Origin of the sequence: Streptomyces sp. NPDC048507, from assembly GCF_043199995.1 — a bacterium.
Taxonomy (GTDB): domain Bacteria; phylum Actinomycetota; class Actinomycetes; order Streptomycetales; family Streptomycetaceae; genus Streptomyces.
Window position 1 is genome coordinate 17892 of sequence record NZ_JBICWZ010000013.1, and the last position, 15170, is coordinate 33061.

Sequence of the window (15170 nt, forward strand, 5' to 3'; positions counted from 1 at the left end):
TCAGGGCGCGAGGTCGCCGACCGTGGCCGCCACCGGGCCGAAGACGTCGGCGATGGTGGTCAGGCTCGCGGTCTGGAGGGTGGCGGCGGGCACGAGGGTGCCGTCCGGCGCGGCCAGCGACCGGGTGGCGGTGGCCTCGGCGACGACCGTGGGCCGGAAGCCGAGGTTGAAGGCGCCCTGCGCGGTGAACTGGACGCACATGTGGGTCATGAACCCGGCCAGCACCAGGTCGGTTCCGGCCCCCAGGTCGCGCAGCGTCTTCTCCAGGCCGGTGCCGTGGAAGGCGTTGGGGACCTGCTTGACGACGACGGGCTCGCCCTCGGCGGGCGCGACCTCGGGGCTGATGGCGCCGAGCTCGGAGGTGAGGTCGTAACCGGCGTCCGCGACGTGGACGACCGGGATGCCGGCCGCACGGGCGGCGGCGAGCAGCCGGGCCCCGGCGGCCAGGGCCTCCTCGGCGCCGTCGAGGGCCATGACGCCGCTGCGGTAGGTGTTCTGGAAGTCGATCAGGACCAGGGTGGTGTCGGCGAGGCGGGGCAGCGTGTTGTCGAGGCCGATGACGTCGCGCAGGGTCTTGGAGGCGGTCACGGAAGGGTCCTTTCGGTGGACGGATGCGGCGGGAAGGCGGTGGGTGGAGCGGGAACGGGGCACGGCGGAGCCGCGGGTGCGGCCCGCGTACCGGGTCGGGAAGCGAAGGGGCGCCGGGGCGCCGGGGCCGGAGCTCCGGGGCGCCGGGGCCGGGCGGGCCGGGTCGTCCGGGCGGGCCGGCGGGCCGGGTCAGGAGGCGGTGCGGAAGCGGCGGCGGTAGGTCGCCGGGGTGGTGCCGAGCTGCTTGCGGAACGCGCGGTGCAGGGTCTCCACCGAGCCCAGCCCGGTGGCCGCCGCGATCCGCTCCAGCGGCTCGTCGGTGGTCTCCAGCAGCCTGCGGGCCGCCTCGACCCGGGCGGCCTCCACGTACCCGGCCGGGCTGGTGCCGGTCTCCTGCCGGAAGACCCGGGCGAAGTGGCGCTCGCTCAGGCACATCCGCCCGGCCAGCGCCGCTGCCGACAGATCGGCGTCGAGGTGCTCGGTGACGTACACGCGCAGCTCGTCGATGTCCCGGCGGGCGGCGGCCGGGCGGCTCAGCGGCACGCTGAACTGGCTCTGGCCGCCCTGCCGCCTGAGGTACATCACCAACTGCCGCGCCACGGCGAGCGCGAGCTCCTCTCCGTGGTCCTCGGCCACCAGGGCCAGGGCCAGGTCCATGCAGGTGCTGATGCCCGCCCCGGTCCACACCCGGCCGGACCGGACGAAGATCGGATCGGCGTCGACCCGTACCTCCGGGTGGTCGGCCGCGAGCTGCGCGGCCGTCGACCAGTGGGTGGTCGCCCGGCGGCCGTCGAGCAGCCCGGCGGCCGCGAGCAGGTGCGCCCCCACGCACACCGACGCGATCCGCCGGGCGTGCGGCGCGGTGGCCCGCACCCACTCCACGACGGTGGCGTCGACCCGGGCCACCGGCCCGTCCGGGCCGGGCTCGACCGCGCCGGGAACCAGCAGGGTGTCCACGGCGGCCCCCACCTCCGCGAAGGTCAGGTCCGCCAGCAGCCGCACCCCGGCCGCCGTGACGACCGGGCCCGGGCCGGGGGCCGCGAGGCGGACCTCGTAGCCCGCCCGGCCCGCGGTCTCCCGGTTGGCCAGGGCGAAGACCTCGGCCGGGCCGGTGACGTCGAGCAGGTCGACGTCGGGGAAGACCGCGATCACGACGCGGTGGTGAGTGGGCATGCGTCCATGGTCGCGGCGCGGCCCGATGGCCGCAATGACGGCTCTCTGTCACATCCGGACACGGCGCCGGGGCCGCGCGGACGCGGCCCCGGCGCCGGCGCCGTGCGGCCCGGCGGCGATCAGGTGCTCACTGGTCGTTCTGGATCTTGTCCTGGCAGAACTTGGAGTTGATGGCCGCGTCGACGCCCTGCTTGAAGCCCTTCTCGAAGTTCGGGTCGAGCGGTGCGACGCCCTGCGGCGGCGCCTTCTCGGTGCAGGCCGTCCTCGTCGCGGCGAAGCCGGCGGCGAAGCCCTTCTTCAACTGGTCCTGCGCGTCCTTCTGCTGGGCCTGCTGGGCGGTGCCGCACGACACCGTCTCCTTCGGGTTGCTCTTCTTGCCGACGATCAGGGTCACCTTGCTGTTGTTCGGGAAGACGCTCTTGACGGAGACCGACCCGTTGGCGTCGGCCGTCTTCGAGATCTGGTTCCCGCCACCCCGGATGATCACCTTGGCGCCGGGCGTGAGCCCCTTGCCGGAGACGTCGAACTGCCCCTCGGTGAGCGATTTCGTCACGGTGCACGTCGTGGTGGGGACGGCCGCCTCGGCGGAGCCGGCCGTCAGGAACGCGGCCGGACCGAGCACGAGGGACGTCGCCAACAGGGGAGCGGCTGTACGGAAGCGCCGGTTCATTGCTCTTCCTCACTGTGCGGTGATGGAGAACCGGACAGGGGGACCGCGGACGCCGCGTCGGGCGGTCCGGCATTCCCGCGGGCGTGGTGTGCCGCGCGGTCCCGATCCCCGGGGCCGCGCGGGGCGGCGGGTCCGGGGCGTTCCAGGAACTCCTCCCATCCTCTCCCCGCCTCCCTGAACGGGCACCTCGAAGACGTCCCCGGCGGGCCGGGGCCGGTCACTGGCGCAGGTCGCCGCCCCCGCCGATCTGGGAGCGGACCGCGCCCATGCTGGCCGCGATCACGAGGGCGATGGCGACGGCGTCGAACAGGGACATCGCCTGGTGCAGCACCAGGAACCCGGCGCTCGCCGCGATGGCCGGCTCCAGGCTCATCAGGATCGCGAAGGTCGGCGCGGGCAGCCGGCGCAGGGCGAGCAGTTCCAGGGTGTACGGCAGCACGGAGGACAGCACCGCGACGCCGAGGCCCAGGGCGAGGGTGCTCGGCACGAGCAGGTCGGAACCCGCCTGGACCGCGCCCAGCGGCAGCGAGATCACGGCCGCCACCGCCATGGCCAGCGCCAGGCCGTCCGCCTGCGGGAAGCGGCGTCCGGTCCGGGCGCTGAAGACGATGTACGCCGCCCACATCGCGCCCGCTCCGACCGCGAAGGCCGCGCCCGCCGGGTCCAGGGAGCCGAAGCCGAAGCCGCCGCCGCCGTGCCCGGAGAGCAGGACCACGCCGGCCAGGGCGAGGCCCGCCCAGAGCAGGTTCACCAGCCGGCGCGAGACGATCACCGACAGGGCGAGCGGGCCGAGGACCTCCAGGGTCACGGCCGGGCCGAGCGGGATGCGGTCGATGGACTGGTAGAAGAGGCCGTTCATGCCCGCCATGGCCACGCCGAACGCGACGACCGTGCCCCAGTCGGAGCGGCTGTAGCCGCGCACCTTGGGCCGGCACAGGACCAGCAGCACCAGCGCGGCCGCGGCCAGGCGCAGGGTGACCACGCCCGCGGCGCCCGCCCGGGGCATCAGGGTGACCGCGAGGGCGGCGCCGAACTGCACCGAGACCCCGGCGGAGACCACGAGCGCGACCGGACCGAAACGGGTCCGGGCCGAGGCCGCCGCGGTGGGGGCGGGGGCGGCGGCGGAGACGGCGGCCGGTGCGGCGGTGGTGTCCGGGGACGGGGACGGGGAGGGTGCGGGCATGAATCCAGCCTAAGGGGTACGTAAGGACCGACCATCCGTGTTTTGCCTTACATCCCGCACGCCCCGCCCGGCCGGTCCTCCGCGGGCCCCGCCGCCAGTCCCTCCGCCAGCAGCTCCGCCAGGTGGCGGGCGCGCCGCCCGTCGGACAGCTGCGCGATCTGGGTGCGGCAGGAGAACCCGTCGGCGAGGACCTCGGTGTCCGGACCGGCGGCCCGCAGCGACGGGAGCAGCCGTTCCTCGGCGCACGCCACGGAGACGGCGTGGTGGCCGGGTTCGAAGCCGAAGTTGCCCGCGAGGCCGCAGCAGCCGCCGCTGAGCTCCCCGGTGAGCCCGGCGCGCTCGCGCAGCCGGCGGTCGGCGGCGTCGCCGAGGACGGCGTGCTGGTGGCAGTGGGTCTGGCCGGCGACGGGCCGGTCCAGGCGGGGCGGGGCCCAGTGCGGCGCGCACTCCTCCAGGGTCTCCGCGAAGGTGCGCACGGCGGCGGCCAGCCGGTGGGCGCGGGGGTCGTCGGGGAGCAGGGCGGGCAGGTCGGCGCGCAGGGCGGCCGCGCAGCTGGGTTCCAGGACCAGCACGGGTCCGCGTACCTCGCCCACGGCGTCCAGGGTGCGCCGCAGGACGCTCCGGGCCCGGTCCAGGCGGCCGGTGGAGACGTACGTCAGGCCGCAGCACACCCGCCCGCCGGGCAGCCCGACGGTGAGCCCGGCCGCCTCCAGCACGCGCACCGCCGCCCGTCCCGCCCCGGGGGCCAGGTACTCGGTGAAGGTGTCGGGCCACAGGGTCACCCGGGGCCCGGAACCGGAACCGGAACCGGAACCTGGCCCGGCACCGGCACCGGCTCCGCCGCCGCCCGGGTCCGGCGCCGCCGCCGCGCCGGGGCTCCCCCCGTGCGCGCGCCGCCACCACCGGGTGAACGGGGTGGCCGCCAGCGCGGGCAGGGGCCGCTCCCGCGTCAGGCCCGGCAGCGGGAGGCGGCCCGCGGCCGCGTTGGCGGGGCGCGTCGCGCGCAGCGCGGTGATCAGGCGCAGCCAGGCCGGGAGGCCGCCGAGGAGGTAGTGGGAGGCGGGGCGCACGCGCCCGGCCCAGTGGCGGTGCAGGAACTCCGCCTTGTACGCGGCGACGTCGACGCCCACCGGGCAGTCGCTGCGGCAGCCCTTGCAGCCCAGGCACAGGTCGAGGGCCTCGGCGACCTCCTGCGAGCGCCACCCGTCGGTGAGGACCTCCCCGGCGAGCATCTCGTGCAGCAGCCTGGCCCGGCCGCGCGGGGAGTGGCGTTCCTCGCCCGTGGCCCGGTACGAGGGGCACATCACCCCCGCCCCGCCGGTCCCGGTGGAGCGGCACTTGGCGACGCCGACGCAGCGCGCCACCTCCCCCGCGAGCGGCGTCGCCGGGAGCACGGCGAAGCGGAGGTTCTCGTCGAGGCGGGCCGGGCGGACCAGCGTGCCGGGGTTCATCCCGCCCGCCGGGTCCCAGAGGTCCTTGTACGCGGCGAACAGGGCGATGACCTCGGGCCCGTACATCCGGGGCAGGAGTTCCGCCCGCGCCTGGCCGTCGCCGTGCTCCCCCGACAGGGAGCCGCCGTGGGCCACGACGAGGTCGGCGAGCTCCTCGGAGAACGCCCGGAAGCGGGCCACGCCCGGCGCCGTCACCAGGTCGAAGTCGATCCGGACGTGGACGCAGCCCTCCCCGAAGTGCCCGTACGGGGACCCGCGCAGTCCGTGCCGCGCCAGCAGGGCGCGGAACTCCCGCAGGTACGCGCCGAGCCGCGCGGGCGGTACCGCGCAGTCCTCCCAGCCGGGCCAGGCCATGGTGCCGTCGGGCATCCGGGTCGCCGTGCCCGCCGCGTCCTCCCGGATCCGCCACAGGGCGCGCTGCCCGGCCGGGTCGGCGACCACCGTCGCGTCGAGGGCGTCGGCGGCCCGGACCAGGGCGCGGGCGGCCCCCTCGTCCGGCATCTCCACGAACAGCCAGGCCCCGCCCCGGGGGAGTCCGGCGGCGCCGCGGACCAGGTCCTCGGCCATCCCCTCGACGGTGAGCGGCCCGTACGCCAGCAGCCCGGCGGCGGCCTCGGCGGCCGCGCTCTCGTCGGCGTACCCGAGGACGGCGAGGGCGGGCGCGGCCGGGAGCCCGACGAGCCGCACGACGGCCTCGGTGACCACGCCGAGGGTGCCCTCGCTCCCGCAGAACGCGCGGGCCAGGCCGGTGCCCCGCTCGGGCAGCAGCGCGTCGAGGCCGCCGTAGCCGGAGATCCGGCGGGAGAAGCCGCCGGCCATCCCGGTGCGCAGGACGGCGAGGTTGCCCTCGACGAGCTCCCGCAGGCCCGCCGGGGCGCCGCTCCAGCCGCTGCCGATGCGGTGCGCGGCGCCCCCGTACGCGGTGACGGCGAGCTCCGCGACGTTGTCGGCGGTGGTGCCCCGGGCCACCGAGTGGGCCCCGCACGCGTTGTTGCCGATCATCCCGCCGAGGGTGCAGCGGGAGTGGGTGGAGGGGTCCGGGCCGAAGGTGAGCCCGTGGGGGCGCACGGCCTCCAGCAGCCGGTCCAGGACCAGCCCGGGCTGGACGACGGCGGTGCGGGCGACGGGGTCCACCGACAGGAGGGCGTTCATGTGCCGGGTGAGGTCGAGGACCACGCCGGTGCCGGTGGCCTGTCCGGCGATGGAGGTGCCGCCGCCGCGCGGGACGACGGGCACCCCGGCCGCCGCGCAGAGCGCGAGGGCGGCGGCCACGTCGTCGGCGTCGCGCGGGGCGACGACACCGAGGGGCACGCGCCGGTAGTTGGAGGCGTCCATGGTCACCAACGCCCGCGCGGCGGCCCCGAAGTCCACCTCCCCGCGCACGTTCGCCCGCAATGTCCGTTCCAGCTCCCCGGGTGACGTCACGGGGTCCAGCCTGCCACCGCCGGAACGCGTCTCACCGGGTGGACGCGCCTCGGAGCGGCGGCGGCGGACCCGATACGCTCCGCTCGTGGCCGAGATCCAGATTCCCGCTGACATCAAGCCCGCCGACGGACGCTTCGGCGCGGGCCCCTCCAAGGTGCGGACCGAGGCGCTGGACGCCCTCGCCGCCACCGGTACCTCCCTGCTCGGAACATCGCACCGCCAGGCTCCGGTCAAGAACCTGGTCGGCTCGGTGCGGCAGGGACTCCGGGACCTCTTCTCCCTCCCCGAGGGCTACGAGGTGATCCTGGGCAACGGCGGCTCCACCGCCTTCTGGGACATCGCGACGCACGGGCTCATCGAGCAGAAGTCGCAGCACCTCACCTTCGGCGAGTTCTCCTCGAAGTTCGCCAAGGCCGCCAAGCTCGCGCCGTGGCTGGACGCACCGTCGGTGATCTCCTCCGAGCCGGGCACGCACCCCGAGCCGGCCGCCGAGGCGGGCGTGGACGTGTACGCGTACACGCACAACGAGACCTCGACGGGTGTGGCGGCGCCGGTCAAGCGCGTCGCGGGCGCCGATGCCGGTTCCCTCGTCCTGGTGGACGCGACCTCGGGCGCCGGCGGACTGCCGGTGGACATCACCGAGACCGACGTCTACTACTTCGCCCCGCAGAAGTCCTTCGCCTCCGACGGCGGCCTGTGGCTGGCGGCGTTCTCCCCGGCGGCCCTGGAGCGCGCGGCGCGCGTCCACGCGTCCGGGCGGCACATCCCCGAGTTCTTCTCGCTGCCGACGGCGATCGACAACTCGCTGAAGAACCAGACGTACAACACCCCCGCGCTGTCCACGCTGTTCCTGCTGGACCAGCAGCTGCGGTGGATGAACGCCCAGGGCGGCCTGGAGTTCACCACCGGGCGTACGGCGGCCAGCGCGCGCAACCTGTACGGCTGGGCCGAGGCCTCGAAGTACGCGAGCCCGTTCGTGCAGGACGCCGACAAGCGCTCGGCCGTCATCGGCACGATCGACTTCTCGGACGACATCGACGCGGCCGCGGTCGCCAAGGTGCTGCGCGCCAACGGCATCGTGGACACCGAGCCCTACCGCAAGCTCGGCCGCAACCAGCTGCGCGTCGCCATGTTCCCGGCGATCGACCCGGCGGACGTGCAGGCGCTGACCGCGTGCATCGACTACGTCATCGAGCAGCTCTGACCCGAGCGCACCAGCCTTCCACCGGGCCCCCGGCGACCCCTGGTCGCCGGGGGCCCGTGCGTTTGCGGGGGCCCGGGGCCGGGACCTTGGTCCCAAAAATCGGGGCAAAGAGTCCGCAAACGGGCGCTCCTCGCATACCGCGCGGCCTGCGCTTTCCCCCTCCGGGACCTTCGGCAGGGGGCCCGCGGGGCCCGGAAGCCGGGTGCAACCAAAGCGCCCAGGATGTCCCTCATGTCTGGTGTGCCGGGAAAAACCCCCGGCCCGTTCAGGAGGAAACCCATGCGCAAGGCACTCACCATCGCGGGCGTCGCCCTGGCTTCGACGATAGCCCTCGGCGCCACCGCCGCCGCACCCGCTTTCGCCGCCGCGACCCCCTCGGCCGGCCCGTCGGCGAGCCCGTCGGCGAGCACCGGCTCCGGCACCGGCTCCGGTTCCGGTTCCGGCTCGCACGCGGCGGCCGACGTACGGCTCACGGTGCCGTCCTCCCCCGTCAAGCCCGGCGACGCGATAAGCATCCGCGTCTCCGCGCCCGCCGGGTCGAAGTTCAGCGTGTCCTCGGCCGCCCTGGACGGGGTCAAGCTCACCGAGGACAAGGGCGGCTGGAGCGGTACCGGCACCGTCGCCCGCGTCCAGGACGGCGGCTACGGCGTCTCCCTCACCGGGACCGGCCCGGACGGCGCCAAGATCCAGGCCACCGCCCAGCTGAACGTGCGGGCGGGCACCTCCCCGAAGCCCACCCCGGCGCCGTCCACCGTCCAGCTCTCCAAGGACTTCGGTCGCCCCGGCGACAAGGTCGTCGTCACCGTCAAGACCTCCGAGAAGGACGCGTACGTCTCCTCCCGCGCCTTCGCCGGCGTCCGCGTCAACCTCAAGGGCGACGGCAAGGGCACCTTCACCGGCACCGCGACCGTCGCGGGCGACGTGCAGAGCGGCTACTACGGGGTCGACGCCTTCGCGGGCGGCAAGAAGTTCGACACCGTGAAGTTCTCCACCGAGGCCGAAGCCGCCCCCGTGAAGCCGCACGTCGACCCGAGCGTCAAGCCGCTGCGCCCGGCCGACCACAAGGTGCCCAAGGGCTCCGTGAACACCGGCCAGGCCCCCGCCGCCACCCCGGTCACCGCCACCGCCGCGTCCGCCGAGGCCTTCCGTGGCTGAGTGCGCCCCTGCCGCCCGCCGGAGCGGCCGCACCCGCCGTGCGGCCGCCCTGGCGGGGGTCTCGGCCCTCGCCGTGGTCCTCGTCTCCGGCTGCTCCTCCGGCGCCACCGCCGCCACCGGCACGTCCGGCGCCACGACGGCCGCCGCCGCCCTCGCCCCGTCCGTGCCGGACCGCGTCACCATCCCCGCCGTCCACGTCGACGCTCCCCTCGACACCGTCGGCGTCGACGCGCAGGGCGTCATGCGGGAACCGGACTTCGCCAAGCCCGACGACGCCTCCTGGTACAAGGACGGCCCCACCCCCGGCGAGCCCGGCGCGGCCGCGATCGTCGGCCACATGGACACCCCCCAGGCCCCGGAGGCCGTCTTCTTCAACCTCAAGGAGCTGAAGAAGGACGCGAAGATCGAGGTCCACCGCACCGACGGCAGCACCGCCGTCTTCGCCGTCGACGCGGTCGACACCTTCAAGAAGGACGCCTTCCCCACCGACAAGGTCTACGGCGACACCCACGGCCGGGCCGAACTCCGGCTGATCACCTGCGGCGGCGGCCTCACCGCCGACCGGCACTGGGACTCCAACGTCGTCGTGTTCGCCCACCTGACGGGCGCGGCATAGGGGCCCTCCCGCCACGCGATACCTTCAGACCGTCCGGGGCAGAAGATCAAGGCCCAGCACATCTTGGAGGCAGCGGCGTGAACGTGCGAGTGACGGCGGCCCAGAGCGGCGTGGACCCTTTCAGCACGGCCCGGCTGCGGCGCTCGGTGCTCGACGCCTGGGGCGCCGGCCCGGCCCGCTTCCGCGAGGACGCCAACGCCGAGGAGGACCTGGCGCTCGGCGGCTACCGGGACCGGCTCGTCGTCGAGCTGGCCCAGAACGCCGCCGACGCCGCGGCCCGCGCCCGCGTCCCCGGCCGGCTGCGGCTCACCCTGCACCCCGCCGGCCCGGACGGCCCGGCGGTGCTCGCCGCCGCCAACACCGGCGCCCCGCTGGACGCGACGGGCGTGGAATCGCTCAGCACCCTGCGCGCCTCCGCCAAGCGCGAGGAAGCCCGGGACTCCGTCGGCCGCTTCGGCGTCGGCTTCGCGGCCGTCCTCGCCGTCTGCGACGAACCGGCGGTGCTCGGCCGCCACGGCGGCGTCCGCTGGTCCCTCGCCGAAGCCCGCGAAATGGCCCGCGAGGCCTCCGCGTTCAGCCCCGGCCTCGGCGACGAACTGCGCCGCCGCGACGGACACGTCCCGCTGCTGCGCCTGCCGCTGCCCGCCGAGGGCACCGCCCCCGAGGGCTACGACACGGTCGTCGTCCTCCCGCTGCGCGACAGCGCCGCCGAGGACCTGGTCCAGCGACTGCTGTCCGGCGTCGACGACGCCCTGCTCCTGACCCTGCCCGGACTGCGCGAGATCGTCGTGGAGAGCCCCGCCGACGGCCCCCGCACCCTCTACCGGCGCACCGAGGGCCCGTACACCGTCATCGAGGACTCCGCGCACGGCACCCACCGCTGGCGCACCACCCGCCACCACGGCCCCGTCGCACGGGAACTGCTCGCCGACCGGCCCGTCGAGGAACGGCTGCGCCCCACCTGGTCCGTGACCTGGGCCGTCCCCGTCGACACCGACGGCGCGCCCGAACGCCCCCGCACCGCGGCCGTCTTCCACGCCCCGACCCCCACCGACGAGCCGCTGGGCCTGCCCGCCCTGCTCATCGCCTCGCTGCCGCTCGACACCACCCGCCGCCACCCCGCACCCGGCCCGCTCACCGACTTCCTCATCGAGCGCGCCGCGGACGCGTACGCCGAACTCCTGGGCGCCTGGGACCCGGTGAGCACCGCCCTCGTGGACCTCGTCCCCGGCCCGCTCGGCCAGGGCGAACTCGACGGCGCCCTGCGCGCCGCCGTCCTGACCCGGCTCCCCCGCACCGCCTTCCTCGCCCCCGCCGCGCACCCCGAGACCCCCGAGGAACGGGCCGCGCTGCGCCCCTTCGAGGCCGAGGTGGTGGAGGGCGCGGGCGCCGAGACCGTACGGGTCCTGGCCGAAGTGCTGCCGACCCTGCTGCCCGCCGGACTGGAACGGCGTCCCGAGCTGCGCACCCTCGGGGTGGGCCGGCTGCCGCTCGGCGACGCCATCGAGCGGATCGCCGGCATCGAGCGGACCCCCGAGTGGTGGCACCGCCTGTACGACACCCTGGCCGGGGTGGACCCCGACCGGCTGTCCGGGCTGCCCGTACCGCTCGCCGACGGCCGCACCACCATCGGACCCCGCCACGTCCTGCTCCCCTACGCCGACACCCCGGTCAACCTGGCCCGCCTGGGCCTCAAAGTGGCCCACCCCGACGCCGCGCACCCGCTGCTGGAGAAGCTCGGCGCCCTCCCGGCCACGCCCCGGGCCGTCCTGACGACCCCCCAGGTCCGCGCGGCCGTCGCCGCTTCGCTGGACGCCGGGGACATCTGGGACGAGGACGCGGACACCGTGGACCCGCAGGAGCTGGCCGAGACCGTACTGGCCCTGGTCCGCGACGCGCGGCTGTCCCCCGGCGACGAACCCTGGCTGGGCGCGCTGGCCCTGCCCGACGAGGACGGCGAACCGACCCCGGCCGGGGAACTCCTGCTCGCCGGGAGCCCGCTGGCCTCGGTGCTGCGCGAGGACGAGATCCCGTACCTGGACCCCGCGCTCGCCGAACGCTGGGACGCCGGCGTCCTGGCCGCCTGCGGGGTGCTGACCGCCTTCCAGCTGGTCCGCGCCACCGACCTGGTCCTCGACCCCGACGAACTGGAGCCCCGCGACGGGGACTTCGCCGAGCCCGACGACGCCGGACTGCTGGACGCCGTCGACGTCTGGTGCGAGGACCTGCGCGACCAGCTGCCCGACACCCCGGTGCCGCCCGTGGCCACCGAACTGATCGCCGTGCGCGACCTGGACCTCGTCGACGACGACCGCTGGCCCGAGGCCCTCGCCATGCTCGCCCAGCCGCCGCTGCGCGACGCCCTCACCCAGCCGGTGCGGATCCTGCTCCCGGACGGCACCACCCGCTCCGTGCGCCCGTACACCGCCTGGTGGCTGCGCGACCACCCCGTGCTCGACGGCCGCCGCCCCGCCGGACTGCGCGCCGCGGGCGGCGACCCGCTGCTGGAGGGGCTCTACACCCCGGCCGACGCCACCGGCTTCGAGGACGAGCAGGTCCTGCGGGCCCTCGGCGTACGCACCTCCGTGGCCGCCCTCCTCGACGAACCCGGCGGCGCGGCCGAGCTCCTGGCCCGGCTCGCCGACCCGGACCGCGAGGTCACCGGCCACCAGCTGCACGGCCTGTACGGGGCCCTGGCCGATCTGGACCCCGAGCAGGTCACCCTCCCCGACGAGCTGCGCGCGGTGCTGGACGGGGAGGTGCTCGTGGTGGACGCGGCCGACGCCCTCATCGCCGACGCCCCCGACCTGCTCCCCCTGACCGCCGGACTGCCCCTCCTGCCGGTCACCCCGTCCCGGGCGGCCGACCTGGCCGACCTCCTCCAGGTGCGCCGCCTCTCGGACACCGTCGCGGCGGAGGTGAGCACCCCGGGCGAGGAGCACGAGGTCCCGGCGCCGGTCCGCGCCCTGCTGGGCCCGGCCACCCCGCACACGTACCTGGAGCACGAGGAACTGGTCGCGGGCGGCACCGAACTCGACTGGCGCCGCACCCCCGACGGCACCCTGCACGCCGCCACCCTGGAGGGCGTCGCGGCGGGCCTCGCCTGGTCGGCGGGCCAGTGGCCCCGCCGCTTCGAGGTCGCCGCCCTCCTCGAAGACCCCTCCCGCACCCCGGAACTCGCCCGCGACCGCTGGTTCGACTGACCGGCCCCGTACGGGTGCCTCAGGCGGGGAACCTGCGGGTGACCCAGCGGAAGGCGAACTCGATCGCGGCGGCCGCGGCCGCCGCGATGGCCACCGCGATCCAGGGCATCGTGACGCCCTCCAGCTTCAGCTGGAAGAACTCCTGCAGCCAGGGCACCACGAGGACGATCAGGAAGGCCCCGCCCATCGCCCCGACCAGGGCGACCCGCCACCAGGTGTACGGGCGGGCGATGATCGCCAGGACCCACATCGAGGTGAGGAACAGCGTCAGCGTCGCCGCGCTGGTCTCCGCCTGGAGGGCGTCCGGGCCGGAGTAGTGGGCGCGGGCGAGCACGTACGTCACGAAGGTGGCGACGGCCGCGATGACCCCGCCGGGGATCGCGTAGCGCATGACGCGCTTCACGAAGTGCGGCTTCGCGCGCTCCTTGTTCGGCGCCAGCGCCAGGAAGAACGCCGGGATGCCGATGGTGAGCGTCGACAGCAGGGTCAGGTGGCGGGGCAGGAACGGGTACTCGACCTGGGAGCAGACGACCAGCACGGCCAGCAGGACCGAGTAGACCGTCTTCGTCAGGAAGAGGGTGGCGACGCGGGTGATGTTGCCGATGACGCGGCGGCCCTCGGCGACCACCGAGGGCAGGGTGGAGAAGCTGTTGTTGAGGAGGACGATCTGCGCGACGGCGCGGGTGGCCTCCGAACCGGAGCCCATCGAGACGCCGATGTCGGCGTCCTTGAGGGCGAGCACGTCGTTGACGCCGTCGCCGGTCATGGCGACGGTGTGGCCCTTGGACTGGAGGGCGGCGACCATGTCCCGCTTCTGCTGCGGGGTGACGCGGCCGAAGACGGCGTTCTCGTCGAGGACGGCGGCCATCTCGGCCCGCTCCGCGGGCAGCTTGCGGGCGTCGACGGTGTTCTCGGCTCCGGGGAGGCCGAGCTTGCCGGCCACCGCGCCCACCGAGACCGCGTTGTCCCCCGAGATGACCTTGGCCTTGACGTCCTGGTCCTCGAAGTAGCGCAGGGTGTCGGCGGCGTCGGGGCGCAGCCGCTGTTCGAGGACGACGAGGGCGGTGGGCCGGGCGCCGCCGGCCACGGCCGCGTCGTCGAGCTCGCGGGCCGCGCGGGCCAGCAGGAGGACCCGCAGGCCCTGTTCGTTGAGGCCGTCGATCTCCTCCAGCGCCGGGTCCCCGGCGGGCAGCAGCACGTCGGGGGCGCCGAGCAGCCAGGTGTTGTTCTCGCCGTCGCCCTCGCTGAAGCTGGCGCCGCTGTACTTGCGGGCGGAGGAGAAGGGCAGGGACTCGGTGCAGCGCCACTCGGCGCTGTCGGGGTAGGCGTCGATGATGGCCTGGAGGCTGGCGTTGGGCCGGGGGTCGGACTCGCCGAGGGCGCCGAGCACCTTCTGGACGTAGGCCGGGTCGGCGCCGCCGAGGGGGCGCAGCTCGGTGACGTCCATGCCGCCCTCGGTGAGGGTGCCGGTCTTGTCGAGGCAGACGACGTCGACGCGGGCGAGGCCCTCGATGGCGGGCAGTTCCTGGACCAGGCACTGCTGGCGGCCGAGGCGGATGACGCCGATGGCGAAGGCCACGGAGGTCAGCAGGACGAGGCCCTCGGGGATCATCGGGACGATGCCGCCGACGGTGCGGGCGATGGCGTCCTTGAGGTTGTTGTCCTTGACGACGAGCTGGCTGATGATCAGGCCGATCGAGGTCGGGACCATCATCCAGGTGACGTACTTGAGGATGGTGGAGATGCCGGAGCGCAGCTCGGACTGGACGAGCGTGAAGCGGGAGGCCTCTTCGGCCAGCTGGGCGGCATAGGCCTCGCGGCCGACCTTGGTGGCGGTGAAGGCGCCGCCCCCGGCGACGACGAAGGAGCCGGACATGACCGGGTCGCCGGGCTTCTTGAGGACGGGATCGGCCTCGCCGGTGAGCAGGGACTCGTCGATCTCCAGTCCGTCGGCCTCGCCGACGGTCCCGTCGACGACGACCTTGTCGCCGGGGCCGAGTTCGATGACGTCGCCGAGGACGATCTCGGAGGTGGAGATCTCGGCGGTGGCGCCGTCGCGGCGGACGCTGGGTTTGGCCTCGCCGATGACGGCGAGACCGTCCAGGGTCTTCTTGGCGCGCATTTCCTGGATGATGCCGATGCCGGTGTTCGCGATGATCACGAAGCCGAAGAGGCTGTCCTGGATGGGCGCGACGAAGAGCATGATCACCCACAGCACGCCGATGATGGCGTTGAAGCGGGTGAAGACGTTCGCGCGGACGATCTCGGCGGTGGAGCGCGAGGAGCGGACGGGGACGTCGTTGACGTCGCCGCGGGCGACCCGTTCGGCGACCTCGACGGTGCTGAGGCCGCCCGGTTTGAACCGGGGGGCGGGGGGCTTCACCGGGTGTACGGGATCCAGCTCGGCCCCCGCGTCGATGGCGGGGCCGGCGCCGGAGCGCTCCGGCCCGTCGTGGTCGATCCTCGCCCGCTGCGTCATGGTTTCGACGGTAAAGGGCGGCG

10 protein-coding genes are annotated in these 15170 nt (G+C 75.0%); 4 read left to right on the forward strand and 6 right to left on the reverse strand.

Features of this window, described 5'->3' with window-relative positions; genetic code table 11:
- The 5 genes from ACGFXC_RS28730 to ACGFXC_RS28750 form a co-directional block, all read right to left on the reverse strand.
- Complete coding sequence (locus tag ACGFXC_RS28730; RefSeq protein WP_393717546.1) at nucleotides 1-588, reverse strand: isochorismatase family protein; 588 nt, start codon at nucleotides 586-588, stop codon at nucleotides 1-3.
- A 189-nt stretch (nucleotides 589-777) separates the two neighbouring features.
- On the reverse strand, nucleotides 778-1761 hold the full coding sequence (locus ACGFXC_RS28735; protein WP_393717548.1) for a GlxA family transcriptional regulator: 984 nt from the start codon (nucleotides 1759-1761) through the stop codon (nucleotides 778-780).
- A gap of 127 nt (nucleotides 1762-1888) precedes the next feature.
- On the reverse strand, nucleotides 1889-2398 hold the full coding sequence (locus ACGFXC_RS28740; RefSeq protein WP_393717549.1) for a hypothetical protein: 510 nt from the start codon (nucleotides 2396-2398) through the stop codon (nucleotides 1889-1891).
- A gap of 250 nt (nucleotides 2399-2648) precedes the next feature.
- A complete protein-coding gene (locus ACGFXC_RS28745) occupies nucleotides 2649-3614 on the reverse strand; it encodes a DMT family transporter (RefSeq protein ID WP_393717550.1) in 966 nt (321 codons plus the stop codon).
- 47 nt (nucleotides 3615-3661) lie between these two features.
- Nucleotides 3662-6490, reverse strand: a complete 2829-nt coding sequence (locus ACGFXC_RS28750; RefSeq protein ID WP_393717552.1) for an FAD-binding and (Fe-S)-binding domain-containing protein — start codon at nucleotides 6488-6490, stop codon at nucleotides 3662-3664.
- 85 nt (nucleotides 6491-6575) lie between these two features.
- Here ACGFXC_RS28750 and serC point away from each other — a divergent pair, with 85 nt between their 5' ends.
- From serC to ACGFXC_RS28770, 4 genes are all read left to right on the forward strand, one after another.
- Nucleotides 6576-7694: a phosphoserine transaminase gene (serC, locus tag ACGFXC_RS28755; RefSeq protein WP_393717553.1), complete on the forward strand. Its 1119-nt coding sequence runs from the start codon at nucleotides 6576-6578 to the stop codon at nucleotides 7692-7694.
- A 279-nt stretch (nucleotides 7695-7973) separates the two neighbouring features.
- A complete protein-coding gene (locus tag ACGFXC_RS28760) occupies nucleotides 7974-8849 on the forward strand; it encodes a hypothetical protein (RefSeq protein ID WP_393717555.1) in 876 nt (291 codons plus the stop codon).
- Nucleotides 8842-9465 (forward strand): class F sortase, encoded by a 624-nt coding sequence (locus ACGFXC_RS28765; RefSeq protein WP_393717557.1) that lies wholly within the window; start codon nucleotides 8842-8844, stop codon nucleotides 9463-9465. The genes ACGFXC_RS28760 and ACGFXC_RS28765 overlap by 8 nt, the downstream gene beginning before the upstream one ends.
- 77 nt (nucleotides 9466-9542) lie before the next feature.
- Nucleotides 9543-12668, forward strand: coding sequence for a sacsin N-terminal ATP-binding-like domain-containing protein (locus tag ACGFXC_RS28770; protein ID WP_393717559.1), 3126 nt, complete (start codon nucleotides 9543-9545; stop codon nucleotides 12666-12668).
- Between the two features lie 19 nt (nucleotides 12669-12687).
- Here the strand turns inward: ACGFXC_RS28770 and ACGFXC_RS28775 are convergent, their stop codons facing one another.
- The gene (locus tag ACGFXC_RS28775) at nucleotides 12688-15147 is read right to left on the reverse strand and encodes an HAD-IC family P-type ATPase (RefSeq protein ID WP_393717561.1); all 2460 of its coding nucleotides are present in this window, start codon (nucleotides 15145-15147) and stop codon (nucleotides 12688-12690) included.
- Nucleotides 15148-15170 lie beyond the last annotated feature (23 nt).